This is a genomic window from Exiguobacterium sp. ZWU0009 (genome assembly GCF_000798935.2).
In the GTDB taxonomy this organism is placed as follows: domain Bacteria; phylum Bacillota; class Bacilli; order Exiguobacteriales; family Exiguobacteriaceae; genus Exiguobacterium_A; species Exiguobacterium_A acetylicum.
In genome coordinates, this window is the sequence record NZ_CP018057.1 from 1,038,000 (window position 1) to 1,053,505 (window position 15,506).

Genomic DNA, 15,506 nt, shown 5'->3' on the forward strand with positions numbered 1-15,506 from the left:
GGACGTACATTGACAACTAAATTGTATAAGCGAAAACGAAACACAAAGCTAAAAGCGTACCGTCGAACACTTAACGGGCGATTAGGACGTGCTGCTGAAAGAGCAAACAAATTAGCGGCAGATCATAGTCTCAAGGGACGTGTAACAACGGCTGAACTTAAGGCGATGTATGACGAGCAAGGTGGCCTGTGTTTGCTGACTGGCCGCAGCCTAACATGCGATCGTCCTAATTCATCAAGCCACATGTCATTAGACCACCTAGTGGGGATAAATTGCATCTCGGGTGTTGCGAATGGTACGAGCAGTAACATGTGTCTTGTCCGGTTGCCCGTTAATAAGGCGAAAGGCAACCGACCTCTGTGCGAGCTATTTAACGAAACGAAGCCCGTTCTTACGGAGTATATGGTTCAGGTTTTATCAGAAGAACGCCAAAAAGAGATTATCGATATTCAGTATCAGCAACTAAAAAATCTTGGAAGGGATGTGACTGCCGGTGAATTCTCATTAGTTAAGAATTACCGCAAAAAACGAAGTAACCGCCGTAAAAACACTAAATGAAAAGGAAGTGGCCACGATGCCAAACGAATCTAAAATCTTGAGCTATAAATTACCGGAAGCACCCGAACCGGTCCAAAAACCGGCGTCAGTATACATCGACGAAGAAACGAATCAATTCCGTTTCGAACCGTTTGACGAAATCGACCGCAAGACAGCGGAGTTCCACGCTAAAGCCGCTGATCTTCAGCAACAGGTCGAAGAAGCCCGCAATCAAACGGAGCAAGCGCAAGCTGATTATCAAGCGCTTGTTGCGAAGAACTTGCTCGGCGAAGTTTCCGACACTGATTTAATGAGCGCACGACAAGCGCTGAAAGAGCAGGAACGCTTGTTATCCGACAAGGAAGCGATGGTCGACGGCTTGATTTCGAGCCTGGCGCCTTCTTACGATAAGGCGGCGCTTCATGCGCAGTACCACGCAGAATATGTCGCATACGTTCGTTATTTAAACGATCAAGCGCTGTTTGAATTGTTGCAGGCGCGACAGGATTACGTGAGTAAAATCGAAAAGACTTTCGACGAATTGGCACGGTCGATTGACGTTCGTAAGGATTCGAAGCGTTTTATCGCTGATCTTCGAACAGATGCCGGTAACCATGTCATTCAGTCACCAGTGCCATCGTCGATGCAATTGGATTTAACGCAAGCTGAACTCGATTCAATTAACGGGCATGATGCCCTATACAAACACGAAGGATAAAAAAACGAGAAAAGGACGTGGCCGCATGGCTAATGAAAAACTTTCAGAGCTATATAAGGTAAACGACATTGAATTGAAAGAAGTGGTAAAACCGGACTCGGTAACTTTCGAGAATGGACGCTATCATTTTAAATCATTAGATAACTATTTTGAGTCTAAGTCGGGGTTCCAAGAATTTGCGCAGTCTATCAGCGATAAAGTTGCAGAAGCTAAGATCGCGGCAGATATTGCAAAAGCACGACATCAAGAGACAGTTGCAAAGAACATGATGGGAAATGCCACAAAACAAGATATAGATAAATCCCGTAGTGATGCAGATCGTCTCGAATTGATTGCGAAAGAAATGAAAGATTCGGAACTAAGTGCTCTACATGCTTATTATCAAGAAAATGATCCGCGAAAAATGGTTGAGGAATATAAGAAAGATGTTGTTCCTTATTTTCAATACAAATTGTCAGTCAAAGAGATTGCAATGGCAAAAGCACGAAAGGCATATCTAGAATCGGTTGAAGCATTCTTTGATGAGATGCAAGCTTCACATGGCATATTGGCTGACATTAAAGATATTCGTCGTGGAGTCGGCGGAATTTACTCACCAGGTAAATTAACGCACGCTACTCCTAAAATTATCGAAGCAGGAGCAGGTATTCCCTTCCCGTACGAATTACTTCCTAAGGAATCACAGTTAATCGAATCACTAAATCATCGTTTTAACGAGCAAACAGGATGACGAAACTATTAGAAAAAGCAACTGGGGTGGCGCTTAACCGCGCTGCCCGAGTATTTGAGGAAATCGAAGCTACTGAAAAGCGCGTTGATGTTCTTTATGTAGACTCGTTCACTCGATACCACGATCGTCTCAGTCATAAGCGGGCTGGTACGTTATCCGGAATCCCGAAATACGACGACAAGGTCGCAAGAGACGTATTTGTCGAAGAACTAGCGGTGCTAACGCTTAAATGGCGCATCGTCATCGGTGATAAGGCGGTTCGGGCGATAAATGCGGCTACCCTGGCACTGAATGTTGCGCAATGGCTCGGAACTAGCGCACAGAAACGAGAAGCACTCGATTTGATGTCGCAGATACGTCCTTATGTAAACACGTACTACCCGAAAGCGATCGAGACGCTTGTAAACCGTGAAGGCGCGGGTGTAGGGAACCATGCGGTATTGATCGAGGAAAAAATCATTAAGTGGCAGAAAGAGCGCTGGTTCGGCGAGGGTAGATACAACCTGCGCGAAGATGTAAATCAAGACATTCTAAATGAGGTGTTCGAATGAACTATACACGAGAGCTAATGACTATTGAAAGAAAGACTGCTGATTTGTTAGCGACAGAAGCTGAAGTTACATGGCAGGACGTAGATGATGCACTCTACTTCGCTATGCAAATGAAGCGTACACAAGCGAAGACACAATATCAAAAACTCAAGAGACTATACGAATTTCAGCAATTAGAGCTCCAAGACCGAACTCCAACCCCTGTCGAGGAACGCGTAACTGCGGAACAGGTCGAGGAAGCACGTCAAGAAGCGATTTCAAACCCTTCAATCAAAACTCGAGCAGCTTGGTCTAGTTTGAAACGCGCGTTCTCCTACCAAGAGGATCGAGACGCTGAACTGATCGAAATTAAACGGCAGGATAAGCAAGACCTTAAAGAGTGGCAGCAAGAACAGCGAGCTGAAGCAAAGCATCAGAAACTAACTGAGCAAGCCCAGGCTGCATATAAGAAGCAACTAGAATCTAATAACGCTGCTTTCGATGCAATTAACAAGTAATAGGAACGGGGCGCCTTCGGGCGTCTTAATTATTGTGAAGGGGATATGGAATGACGAAAGTAAAGTATGTCTATGATACCGATACACTCGATCAGTCTCGCACATCTTCGATAAAGCTTCGCTACTATGACGGTTCGTACGTCACCGATTTTACTTCAATGTCTACCGGTTTTCAGTGGTCCGGCAACAAGAACGATGCTTTCCGCTGCCTTGCGATTGACCTATTAATGGGCGCAGATGTGGAACAAATAGATTTCGTACCTGCAATAGGGCGTCAAGTTCGTCTCTATTCCGGTAGTATCGAGCTATTCCGCGGTGTGGTGACCGAAATTCAGCGGACGGGTGACGGGAAAGCTAGTATTACCGTATATGACGAGCTGTGGTACGCAACGAAAAATACGATTGATTATATAGTGACGGGCGGCATGACAGCGAGCCAAGCGATTAAGGCGATCTGCAAGAAATATGGGTTGGCTTACGGGTCTATTGCAGACACGAAATATAAGTTCGGAAGAAAACGGTTCTTCAAGCGATCAATCGCAGAGATTTTTGATACGTTGTTGTGGGAGGTCTATGAGTCGACAGGTCGTAAGTATATGCTCGAGGTACGCGGCGGCAAAATCGTGCTTGCACAGGTCATACCTCAAGCTCTACGATTCCGCGTGGAGCGTGGTCGCAACTTGAAAGGTATTACAACAACCGCTTCAATTGAGGGTATGGCTACGCAGGTATATGTAACCGGCGGAGAAGATGAGGAAAAGGGCTTGAAGGTGACACGCAAAGATGCGTCCGGAATCAAACGTTACGGCGTTCTGCAGTACGCAGAGCACCGCAGCAACATTCGTAAAGCTGGCGACTTGTATAAATACGCAGATCGAATGTTAGCGAGACACAAGCGTCCGACTCGTACTTTGACGGTGCAAGCCATCGGGAATTTTAGTGTCAAATGTGGTGATGTGGTGTACGTGAGTGACCGCGCGACTGGCGTTAAGGGAAGGTACTGGGTAACTGCTGATACACATACTATTAGCGGAACGGGTGTACATGTGATGGACCTTGACCTGGCAAAGACGTGGAATCTGGAGGTCTCAAACTACGAACCACCGAGCGAACCGTCCAATAACACAAGCACACCGACTGGTGACGACGCAGCTATAGGCACTAGGGCGCCATATAAATATTTAACGCAGTTCGTACGCAAGTACGAAACGTCTAACGCAGGTAGTACGTCAATCTACAACGATAGCAAATACGGTGGTTTATCCTACGGATTTTACCAAATGGCTAGTCGTGCAGGTACACCGCAAGATTTTGTGCGATGGCTCTCAAATCGTGATGACGAAATCTATGAACGGCTAAATGTGAAGCTCGGATCCGTATCACAGGTCAACGGAGCTTTTGCTAAGGAATGGTTAGCAGTTGCTCAACGATACAAGTCGCGATTTACTGAGTTGGAACATGCCTACGCTAAAGAGCACTACTATGATAAGGCGTACAGAGGTATCAAGGAGAGAATAGGCGTAAAAATTACCTCACGTAGCTGGGCGATGCAGGCAGCGTTACTCTCGACCGCGATCCAATTCGGTACAGGTTCGACAAGAAGCGCAAAAGGCGCCATTCCGATATTCAGTAATACGTATAAGAAAGGAATTTCGGACGAGGCGTGGCTACGCGCAATCTACGCAGATAAAACCCGACGCTTCCCCGTTACCAAAACGCGATTTACGAATGAATTAGCGGATGCACTGTTTATGTTAAATAAGCAACAAGCCGCAATCAGCCGCAGCAAGCCGGAGCCTAAGCCGTCAAATGTTTCTAAAACGGCAACTCGCGAGAAAATCGTTAAAATTGCGCGCAGTAAGAAAGGTCGCCTGAAATATAATCTTGCCGGTGGTAACCCGCTATTAAGCGGTAGCAACGTCGGCGACTGTAGTGATTTCGTTCAATACGTTTTCAAACAAGCAGGCGTTCCTGGTACAGTGCCGAACTATACACCGGCAATTTGGGGAAAATATACGAAAATCAACCGCAGTTCGGCGCGTCCAGGCGATTTGGTTCTATTTAGCGGAACCATTCCAGGTCGCTCGAAAGGTACACCGTCACACGTCGGTATCGTTTCCGGCGACGGTAAAATGGTCAACCTACAATCATACGGCTGCAAAGAAGAGTTCTATGGCAGTGGATATTGGGGAGACTACTTGCTCGGATTCGTCCGAGTATTAGATTAAAAAATAATTGGAGGAATGACGAATGCAAACAAACCAAAGCACTCGTAATCTTGGCGCCGACTTGCGCCGAGTCATTAAAAAATGCGGTGAGAATCGTGACGTATCGCTACTATACGGAACAGTCGTTGGGATGAATCCGATTGAGGTACTGCTCGACGGCACCACTGATCCTCTTCAAGCTGCGGACCTTAGGGTCTCGGTATCGCTTACGAATCAAACTGTAAAAGCGAAGTTCGGCGGTGTCGAGAGTGATTTAGTGATCGAACAGGGGCTAAAACGCGGAGAACGAGTTGCGGTGATTTCTGATACGGCACACGACCGTATGTATGTGATTGAACGAGTCGCTGACGGAGAGTAACGAAAAAGACGAAGGTTAGCGGTTAGTTGCGCCTACCTTCGTTTTATTTCAGATAACGTATTTTCGATATATCTAAAAATAGCGTATGCCTGCGAGGGTGTAGCGTGGTATACTTTTCGTAACATAAAAGGAATCACCGTTAATACGGGATTTAACGTTAAAATTACGATCTAGAACGGGTGCCAGCGTTGGTGTAACGCGGTTTTAGACTTCGGAAGGACTACGATGAACACATGGATTACGTTACGTCTTCATTGGTGGGGTCGTTTGTGCCATTCTTGCGTTCGCGATGACTTGGCGTTTACCAAAAGTTCGACCTGACGATCCACGATCGTAATGAAAGGGGCTGACTCAAAAGTCAATCTCTACAAAGAAAAGGGTGGCAGACTGATGATCTGCCACCCTTATTTCGTAAAAAAAGACTCGCCACACGCTACTCCTACAGGAAAAAGCGCACTTTTGCGCTGTCAGAGACAAACAAGACCCGCTTTTCTGCTCAAATGAAGCAGAAAACTGGCTTGTGTATCGCCTGAGGAAAGGGCGTGAAGCGGCGAGTCATTCTTTTTTTAGTCATCCTCTTCTTAATTAGGAGGATTGACTAGTGGCACTCTCACGCTGGGCGAGCTGCTCACGAATGTCACGTTCATTGCGTCGGAGGAACAATCCGATTCCGATCAACAGTAAAGCGGCACCGGTGATTTGAATCCATGTCAGCTTCTCATCGAACAGATAGTATCCGAAAATCATTCCCCAAACCGCTTCACCAAGGATCGTGATGCTGACGATACTGGCACTGACACGAGCGAGCGCCCAGTTGAATAAATTGTGACCGAGTAACGTTGGGAAGACGGCAAGAAGAATATACAGCCACCAGTCTTGTTGGAACGCAGCGACGAGATTCGTTGATTGAATCAATGATAACAAAAGCAAGACGAGCGACGCGACAGCGTAGACACCGAACGAATAGAGATTCGTCGAAACGCTTGTGCGGACGTGTTGACCGAGCAACCAGTAACCAGCGACTAAAATCGTTGCGAGCAAAGCAAGACCGTCCCCGATCAAGGCGCGCATGCCGACGGCGATATCTCCGTAAGCGACGAGACCGCCACCGAACAAGGCGACAGCAACGAACAGGAGTGCCTTGCGCGACGGGTGTTGTTTGAAAAACAATGCGTTACCGGCAAGGACAAAAATCGGACTCGCGGTCACGAAGAGCGTCGAGCTCGCAACTGTCGTATAATCAAGAGAGAGGAACCACAGCCAAAAATGCCCGGCGAGCAAAATGCCACTTAATAGCATATGCCGGATCGTCGACGAACTGAGTTGCAATAGTTCCTTCAATCGAATGAGTGGGAGCAACAACAAGGTCGAGAACAACATGCGGTAAAAGGCGACAGCCTCTATCGGGGTCTCCGCCCACTTGACGAAGATTGCCGATGTTGAAATAAAGAATAAAGCCATGAATAACGTAAAATAGGGCATGGGTACCTCCACATGTCTGAAGTAAGGAAATGAGGGTGAAGCGTGTGCAATTGATCATTGCTGAAAAACCAAAACAAGCGGAAAAACTGGCAGCTCCGTATCCGTCCGTGAAGCGGGACGGCTACATTGAAATCAAACCATGTGACCGGTTTCCGCAAGGAGCAAAACTCGCTTATGCGGTCGGGCACTTATGTGAACTGCAGGAGCCGGCGCATTATGACGCCAAATGGAAACGATGGAACTACGATCATCTGCCAATCATCCCGGAACGATTTGATTACCGACTGGCAAAAGGGAAGAGTAAACCATACCAGGTCATCAAGAAATTATTGAATGAGCGGACGACGACTTCCATCATTATAGCATCGGATGCCGAGCGAGAGGGAGAGGCAATCGTCCGATTGATCTTACGTCTCGCAAACAACGCAAAGCCATTACAACGACTCTGGATTTCGAGTCTGACGCCTCAAGCGGTTGACCATGGGTTTGCGAACCTGCTCGATGGCAAAGAAACGGAGAACATTTTTCACGAGGCGATGAGTCGCGCTTGCGCCGATTGGCTGATCGGAATGAATGCGTCCCGTGCGTATACGACGTTACTGAAGAAGAAGGGCATCGCCGACGTCTTTTCTCTCGGACGGGTCCAGACACCGACGCTCGCACTGATCGTCGAACGGGAAAAACAGATCGAGAATTTCCGACCGGAGACGTACTACGAAGTCGAGGCGGATTTTACGCGATACAAAGGAAAATACATCAATGCAAAGAAACAGACGAAGCTGAGTGACCGGGAACAGGCACAAGCGATCGTGGATCGGACGAAAGGAACCGGAGTCGTCGCATCGATCGAGAAAAAGCGGCAGACGGAACGACCACCGTTTTGGTTCAGTTTGTCGCTCTTACAAACAGAAGCGAGCCGACGGTATGGTCTCGGTGCAAAAGAGACACTCGATATCGCGCAAAAACTCTATATCCGTGGTTGGATCAGTTATCCGCGAACGGACTCTTCCTTCGTGACAAAAGAGGAGGCGGGACAGTTCCCGGTCATTCTTGATCGGTTACTGAAGCAAGCGGAATATAGCCCGATCAAGGATGTCCTGACGAACAATCCAGCTAACGATAAACGTTACGTCAATCCGGCTAAGGTCAGCGATCACTATGCGATTATTCCAACAGAAGAAGCGGGTGCCGTCGCCAAGTTATCTGGTCGGGACGCGCAAGTCTATGACTTGATTGTCCGTCGATTCCTTGCCGCCTTTGCACCGGACGCTGTCTCGGAGAAGACAGAAATCGTAACGACACGCGAGATGGACCGCTTTTTGACACGTGGCAGTCGGACGATTGATCCGGGCTTTAAACAGGTCTTACAAATCGAGTCAAAGGAAGTCGAATTGCCAGCCGTCGAACAAGGACAAGAGATGCCAATCAAAGGCTGCCGTCTGCTCGAGAAACAAACGGAACCGCCGAAACGCTATACGGAAGGGACACTCATCCTCGGTATGAAAACAGCCGGTAAGTTGCTTGAAGACGATCTGCAAGCAATCATGAAGGAAGTCGAAGGACTCGGGACGGAAGCGACCCGTGCCGGGATCATCGATGGACTAAAACGACGGGAATACATCAAATTAGTCAAAAAAGAGATTCATCCTACACCAAAAGGGCGGATATTGATCGATGCCGTGACGGGGAGTATTCTTGCCTCGCCGGAGATGACAGCGAAGTGGGAGAGCCGTCTCGAGCAGATCGGCAAAGGGGAAGCATCTGCCGCCCAGTTCATCGAACAGGCGAAAAAGTTATCGGAGCATCTCGTCGTTGATGCCAAACAACGGATCGAACAACTCGCTGTTGATCCGACGCAAGTCAAGAGCAAGTCTCCGCGGGGTGCGACGAATCGTCCGGTCGGTCCGTGTCCACTGTGTCAATCCGCGGTGCTTGATCGTGGGAAGTTCTATGGCTGCAGCGGCTATCAGAAGAACAACTGTGGCTTTACGTTACCGAAAACGATCCTTGGTGCCAAATTGACACAAACGGAAGTCAAAAAAGTACTCGCAGGTCAAAAGACAAAGCCACTTGAGATGAAAAAAAATGCGCGCCAGTTCAAGGCGATGCTCTATCTCGAACGCGATCAATTAAAATTCGAATTCACGAAAGGGGAAGACTGATGCAATACGAACTGATTCAAAATCAATCATTTCGTCCTGTCTTTGAACGACTGTTACAGGAAGGACGCCGCTTGACGGTCTGGTTTCCGGATCATATCGAGGTACAGTCGGCAGAAGGACTGGTCGAAGAAGCAGAAGAACTGTTTGGTGTGACAGCGGAAGTGATCGATGATCCACAATCATTCGGCAAGCATATCCTGCTTCCGTACTTGACGGAAGTCGAGCACCGGGAAGATGGATTCATCCGCTACGAAGCTGAGCTGACGGAAGAGTTACGCCAACTCGTACGCGAATTGACGTTACCGATGCTGACGGAAGGCGACTTCGAAGTGTTGTATTCATATCAAATCGAGACGGAGACGGAACGCTTCTTCGTTGAAGACTGGTTCCAAGCTGACTTACAAAAACTACCTAACTAGGTGAAACTTTCTTGAAGAGGATGACGTAGGATAAGTGATCGTCATCATTCTATTCATTTGGAGGGTTCACTATGTTCACAGTAGCATTCATGGAAGGCGAACTGGGAGGCGACGGCTTCTTCTCGGGCATGCCGATTTTCATGGTCGGATTTTTTGTTCTCATCATCGGGTTCATTCTGTTTGGAGTCATCTCTGCAGCCTCAAAGGGAATTTCGACGAATTCATTGACGCAACAACTGCGCGAGCATGCGGCGCGTCTCGTCAGTCCGGATGAATCGGATGCACTGAATTACGTCGCTTACTTAGAAACGTTGACAAGTTTTCCAGTCGAAAAGACGAATCTCGAACCGTTTCGGATTGCGACTGGCATCTTAAGGCTCGTCCAAGGAACGGATCAAATTTCCGAAACGACGAAAAAACAAGTCGTCGCTCAGTACTTGCGGCTCGGTATTTTGGATGCGGATCATTTAGCGGACGAACAGCCGGTCCGGAGCCATAGCCACCACCATCATTAAAAAAGGGTCCTAAGGGGCTCTTTTTTTGTTGAAAACGGTTGAATCGTGACATCTAATTGTCATATACAACGATTTAGATTAAAGTTGTATGAAATTGAAATCTTTTTGAGCAGAATGCTGTGTATCGATTGAAAAAAGTTTACAATGAATGGACGGGAAAACCTTTATTGCTGGAGAAAGATAAAGGGAAAGGAGTTGAATTCCTTTAATGAAAACATGGCTGAATCGAACGATTGGACGGCAAATCATGTCTGCGTTTTATGTGATTTTTCTGACACTGCTGCTAACGACAGGTGGTGTCTACCTATATACGAAACAACAGGTGGATGAATCACGCCAAGAATTAAAGATGTTAAACGAACATCGGACACGGGCGACGGATTTATACGAATCATGGCAAAGTATGCAGTACGAGATGCGTGGCTTCGTCTTGCTTGGTGACGAAGAGATGTTAAAAGAAATCGAAGCAAAGAAAAATGACATCAATCAACAAACGACGTGGTTCGAGCGCAATGCACGTTTCAAAGAAGAACGGCAGTATGCAACGGACGCACGGGAACTCTATACAGCGTATACCCAACGCGTCATGCCGAGCCTCGTCAATTATGTCGCGGCGAAAAAAGACGGCAAAGTGACGGAACCGTTCTTGAAGATGCCGACGCTTGGAAAGGTCACGAAATCAAAACCACTCGATCCACAGCGGAAGTTTAACATCAAGACGAAGAGTGCGGCTGATATGAGTTCAAGTATCGTTGATATGGAGACGGTCTTTACGAAATATCGTAATTCCTTAAACGATCAAGAGATGGCGGCGCAAGAGCAGCTTGGTAAACAAGTCAACTCGTCGCAAATTCTCGGAGCAGTCAATATCGCAATCCTCTTATTGATCACTCTCGTTTTCGTCCGACCATTCGTCCGCCGCTTAACGCGTCAGTTGCGTCAGTTGAACCGGGAAAGTGGACGACTCGCTAAAGGTGAAGATGCGACGCCGATCGTCATCACGAATCGTCAAGATGAGATTGGTGAGTTGACGACGACGTTCAACCAGATGGCAGCCGCCATTTCCGGGCAAAAATATCAACTCGTCGCAAGTAACGATGAACTTCAAAGTCAACAGGAAGAATTAATTGCCCAGCAAGAAGAACTTCAATCGCAACAGGAAGAACTTGAAGAAGCGCTCGACATCACGTTACGCAACGAGACGCATTTGCGTTATCGCAATGAGTTGACCGAGACACTCGCTTCTCGTGAAACGTTGACGGCATATCCGGCAATCATCGAAAAATTGATCACGATTACCGATGCGGAGCTCGGAGCGATCGTCTTCCTAGAACAAGACCGCTATACGGATCTCGTCTCTTACGGGATGACGGCAGCTCAGGAGCACCAGTTATTACATGCTTCGACGTCATTACTCGAACGCACACGTCAAAACAAGCGTGCTGTCCGCTCGACGAAACAAGTCGCGAGTCATCATCCGCTCCCATATCCGTACGCGATGTACGAAATCGTCGTACCGGTGATGGACCCAGCAACGAACACGATGATTGCAAGCATTTATCTCGTCCGTTACCGGGATGCTTTCACGGAAGACCAGACAAATGAAATCTGGTCGTTCTCCCGTCAATTGGCACTCTCCTTGCTCCGGATGCGTGTCTTTGAAGAAGTCGAACGAGAACGGGAAAAGACGTCCAAACTTCTCCATTCGATTCGGGAAGCGGTCATCTATATCGAAGGAGAGACGATTTTTGCCAATAAACCATTGCTCGCTTTATTCCATCATCCGGCGCACGATCAAGTGGCGGAAGAAGGATTGATGACGCTCGACGTCAAAATCGAAGAGTTGGCAGTTCAAGTCGATCAACATGAGGCGTTCTTAACCTACATGGATCATGTCTGCAGTCAGGAAATTCCGACGGAGAGCTTGGCGTTGTCCTTGAACAAAGAGGAGCGATTCGTCACGTTATATGCAGAGGAAATCCATTACGGTGGTTGTTTCCGCGGCACGATGCTCGTCTTACGTGACGTGACGGCAGAGACAGCGATTGACCGGATGAAATCGGAATTCGTCTCGACTGTCTCGCATGAGTTACGGACTCCGCTTGCTTCGATATATGGCTATACGGAATTGATGCTTGCGCGCGACGTCCAGGAATCAAAACGTCAACGGTATCTCGAGACGATTCATGCGGAAACCGAACGGTTGACGAACCTCGTCAACGATTTCCTCGATGTTCAGCGGATGGAATCGAGTCAGCAACAATATGACTTCAAACCGCTTGATTTGACGAAAGTCATTCAGGAAACGGTCGAGTTCCATACGGCTTCGGCAAAAGATCACGAACTAGTTCTTGATTTTGAAGAAACGACGACTGATCGGATTCATGCCGACGAACAAAAAATGCGCCAGCTGTTCACGAACCTGATCAACAATGCGATCAAGTATTCACCGGATGGTGGTCAGATCACGATTACGATGCGTCAAGTCGAAGATCGTGTCCAGCTGAAGATCGAAGACGAAGGAATCGGTATTCCGCGTCACGCGCTACCGCAATTGTTCAGTAAGTTTTACCGAGTCGATAATTCGGATAGTCGAAAAATCGGCGGTACCGGTCTCGGTCTTGCGATTTGTCAGGAAATCGTTCGTTCACACGAAGGAATGATTCATGTCGAATCAACGGAAGGTGTCGGTTCCGCATTCATCGTCGAACTACCGATCGTCCAGTCCGTCATACCGGTCACGGAATCGGCAGATGAATGTTAATGTCAAAAGCGTTCTTTGATTTTTTCAATCAAAGGGCGTTTTTTTGTTGGTTTCCTCTGCAAAACGGGAACGGATTACTATCAAACAGAAAGGAAGTGAGGAGATGCGGCGAAGCAGATGGCCTTGTTAAGTCCGACGAGCACTCATGCTTTGGATCCTGATCGAAGCCAGTAGTTCGTTCATTCCAGCGTATGTGATTGAGCGCTTTTACTGGGAAGACCGCGGGATGAGCATTGCCGACGTCGTCATCGCAGAAATCGTTTTTGCTTGGGTCATGTTGATTGGTGAGGTCCCGTTCGGCTTGTTATCCGATCGGTGGGGTAGAAAGCCGTTCATTCTGGCTGGTTTCGTATGTGAGTGGTTATCGTTTACGGTGTTGCTTGAAGCTTACTCATTACCTGCCTTCCTCTTGGCGATGGTCCTTGCCGGCATCGGTGGCGCAGCACTTAGTGGAGCGCTTGAAGCCCACGTCTATGAAACATTGCGAATGCATAGGATAGAAGAGCGATTCGAGACGGTCTGGCGAGTGATTTCAATCGGTGGTTTATTGACATCAGGACTTGCGGCACTTGTCGGAAGTTACGCCGTGCGATCGGTAGACTTGATCTGGCACTATCACGTGTCCTGGTGGGTTTTGCTCGGAACAGTACTCCTGACGTTTTTCTTAAAGGAAGCATCGCGAGAACAAGACGGAGAGACGAGTTCATTAAAGACATTGCTATACGGTTTTTCGTTTCGACGCGTCTACGTCCGAATTCTTTGTCTTGTCTTGTTATACGGAGCGACAATTGATTTCGTCGATGAGTTTTGGCAACTCTATCTACGGGATCAAACGATACCGATGGTCCATTTCGGATTCGTTTTCGTGTTATTTCAAATCATGCAGGCAATCGGTACGTCATTATCTCAGTTCCGATCGCCCGTTGGATGGGCGATGATCTATATCGTGTGTCTTGCCGGATTGTCGGTTGCCTCTCCGCTCGTCAGTATCGGGTTACTCGGTCTGTTGTACTTGTGTTACGGATGGGCGGAGCCATATGTGACGACAATCATTCAAGAGGTAGCACCAGAAAACAGACGCGCAACGTTTGCGTCGCTGATCTCGGTCATTGAACGTTTAGCTGTGCTTGGAACCGGTACGCTGTTCGTCTTCGTCGAACGTGTCTTCTCGCTTCAGATGACCTATGCCGCGCTCGGTCTCGTCTCATTTATGTTGCTACTATTGTATGGTGTGACGCGAATGCGTCAGAACTGAATCAAAAAGAAGGACAAAGGTGCGGGTGACCTTTGTCCTTTTACGTAATGATTACGATACTTGTTGTTGTGTTGTGATCGAACGTTTTAATAACTGGCGAGCTGGTTGCCACATCAACAAGGAGAGGAAACCTGCAAGCGCATAGACGAGTTCGATCGCAAACAGATCAGCGAGCCAGCCGAACAATAAACTGCCGAGACAGAAACAGAGTGCATAAACGGTTTGTTGCACGCTGTAGACATACGGTAACCGTTCGAGTGGTGTCGTCGTTTGCAACAACGTATTCAGCTCAATTGCCCGGACTTGACTCGCAAACCCTTGGAACAGACAAGCGATCACGGCAAGTGTGACGACTGGAGCGAAGGCAAACAAGAAGGTCGCCCCAATCGATAAACCGATACTGCGATAAAGCAACGAACGTGTTCTGCGTCGACGTAACATCATGTAACTGCCGGCAATCATGCTCAGCAGATAGAAGGCGTTCAAGATACCCCACCAGCGTTCCGATAGCTGGAAATGTGTATCGATGTAGACGAGGAACAGAGCAGAAATCCAAGCCGTACTGACGAACGCATCGATTCCGACGAGATACGTGTTGGCTTTCGCGAAAGGATGCGTTCGCGTGTAGCGAATACTCGACCGGAAGGAGACGTCTTCCTCTTCCATCGAAGGGTCGGGTAGAGAGCGGACGCTTCGATAGAACAGATAGCTGATGAGACTGGCACCTAAAAACAGACCAGCCGAGACGGACAAGACGGAAAGAGGGGATAACAAGCTGACCAGGATGGCGCCGAGCGGCCACATGATGAGCTGAATCACTTGATTCGAACCTTGTACGAGACTGTTAGCTTTTTGGACATCCTGACACAGTCGAGGGATGAAGGCACTTTCGATCGGACGAGCAAATCCGTCGAAGAAAGCGATACACCCAACGAGTGCGAGGACGAGAGGCAGTGGTAGATCAAATCCCCAGATGACGCCTAAGAGGATCGTCTTGAGGAGTTGACTGCCGAACAACAAGGAGGCATGAGGAACACGTTGAGCGACTTGGGCGAATAAGAAGCCGCTTCCTGTCATGCCTGCTGTGACGAGAACGGGAAACAGGGCAGCGAGACTCGCTTGCCCTGTCGTTTGATAGATCATGGCGATCAGGGAGACGATATAGAGCGCATCTCCCGCATTCGCAATCCATTGACTGACCAATAAAAGCGTAAACCGGTTCATTCTGAATGACCTCCATATCGTACGTATTTAGTTAGGAGTGAGAATTCAGAATGACTTACATCGGAC

General features: G+C 48.0%; 14 protein-coding genes. 12 read left to right on the forward strand and 2 right to left on the reverse strand.

The window, feature by feature from the left end; all coding sequences use genetic code 11:
- The first annotated feature begins 9 nt into the window (after positions 1-9).
- The 7 genes from L985_RS05305 to L985_RS05335 are packed head-to-tail and all read left to right on the forward strand — an operon-like array spanning position 10 to position 5,619.
- Positions 10-558 (forward strand): hypothetical protein, encoded by a 549-nt coding sequence (locus L985_RS05305; RefSeq protein ID WP_047390948.1) that lies wholly within the window; start codon positions 10-12, stop codon positions 556-558.
- A gap of 16 nt (positions 559-574) precedes the next feature.
- Positions 575-1,255 (forward strand): hypothetical protein, encoded by a 681-nt coding sequence (locus tag L985_RS05310; RefSeq protein WP_047390953.1) that lies wholly within the window; start codon positions 575-577, stop codon positions 1,253-1,255.
- Positions 1,256-1,280: 25 nt separating this feature from the next.
- Positions 1,281-1,985, forward strand: coding sequence for a hypothetical protein (locus L985_RS05315; protein ID WP_047390956.1), 705 nt, complete (start codon positions 1,281-1,283; stop codon positions 1,983-1,985).
- Complete coding sequence (locus L985_RS05320; protein ID WP_047390961.1) at positions 1,982-2,536, forward strand: hypothetical protein; 555 nt, start codon at positions 1,982-1,984, stop codon at positions 2,534-2,536. The genes L985_RS05315 and L985_RS05320 overlap by 4 nt, the downstream gene beginning before the upstream one ends.
- A complete protein-coding gene (locus L985_RS05325; protein ID WP_047390966.1) occupies positions 2,533-3,033 on the forward strand; it encodes a hypothetical protein in 501 nt (166 codons plus the stop codon). The genes L985_RS05320 and L985_RS05325 overlap by 4 nt, the downstream gene beginning before the upstream one ends.
- 50 nt (positions 3,034-3,083) lie before the next feature.
- Positions 3,084-5,261, forward strand: a complete 2,178-nt coding sequence (locus L985_RS05330) for an XkdQ/YqbQ family protein (protein WP_047390968.1) — start codon at positions 3,084-3,086, stop codon at positions 5,259-5,261.
- 22 nt (positions 5,262-5,283) lie between these two features.
- Positions 5,284-5,619, forward strand: a complete 336-nt coding sequence (locus tag L985_RS05335) for a DUF2577 family protein (protein WP_047390970.1) — start codon at positions 5,284-5,286, stop codon at positions 5,617-5,619.
- Between the two features lie 585 nt (positions 5,620-6,204).
- Here L985_RS05335 and L985_RS05340 read toward each other — a convergent pair.
- Positions 6,205-7,101, reverse strand: coding sequence for a DMT family transporter (locus L985_RS05340; protein WP_023467639.1), 897 nt, complete (start codon positions 7,099-7,101; stop codon positions 6,205-6,207).
- 44 nt (positions 7,102-7,145) lie between these two features.
- On the opposite strand from L985_RS05340, the gene L985_RS05345 reads away from it, so the two are divergent.
- The 5 genes from L985_RS05345 (at position 7,146) to L985_RS05365 (ending at position 14,216) form a co-directional block, all read left to right on the forward strand.
- Positions 7,146-9,263: a DNA topoisomerase III gene (locus L985_RS05345; RefSeq protein WP_047390973.1), complete on the forward strand. Its 2,118-nt coding sequence runs from the start codon at positions 7,146-7,148 to the stop codon at positions 9,261-9,263.
- Positions 9,263-9,682, forward strand: a complete 420-nt coding sequence (locus L985_RS05350) for a hypothetical protein (RefSeq protein ID WP_047390976.1) — start codon at positions 9,263-9,265, stop codon at positions 9,680-9,682. Before L985_RS05345 ends, L985_RS05350 begins: the two co-directional genes overlap by 1 nt.
- A 71-nt stretch (positions 9,683-9,753) precedes the next feature.
- Positions 9,754-10,197 carry a hypothetical protein gene (locus tag L985_RS05355; RefSeq protein WP_047390979.1) on the forward strand — a complete coding sequence of 148 codons (444 nt, stop codon included), beginning with the start codon at positions 9,754-9,756 and terminating at the stop codon, positions 10,195-10,197.
- A 208-nt stretch (positions 10,198-10,405) separates the two neighbouring features.
- Complete coding sequence (locus tag L985_RS05360; RefSeq protein ID WP_047390984.1) at positions 10,406-12,961, forward strand: sensor histidine kinase; 2,556 nt, start codon at positions 10,406-10,408, stop codon at positions 12,959-12,961.
- Between the two features lie 145 nt (positions 12,962-13,106).
- Positions 13,107-14,216 carry an MFS transporter gene (locus L985_RS05365; protein ID WP_052169380.1) on the forward strand — a complete coding sequence of 370 codons (1,110 nt, stop codon included), beginning with the start codon at positions 13,107-13,109 and terminating at the stop codon, positions 14,214-14,216.
- Between the two features lie 51 nt (positions 14,217-14,267).
- Here the strand turns inward: L985_RS05365 and L985_RS05370 are convergent, their stop codons facing one another.
- On the reverse strand, positions 14,268-15,440 hold the full coding sequence (locus L985_RS05370; RefSeq protein WP_047390988.1) for an MFS transporter: 1,173 nt from the start codon (positions 15,438-15,440) through the stop codon (positions 14,268-14,270).
- Positions 15,441-15,506 lie beyond the last annotated feature (66 nt).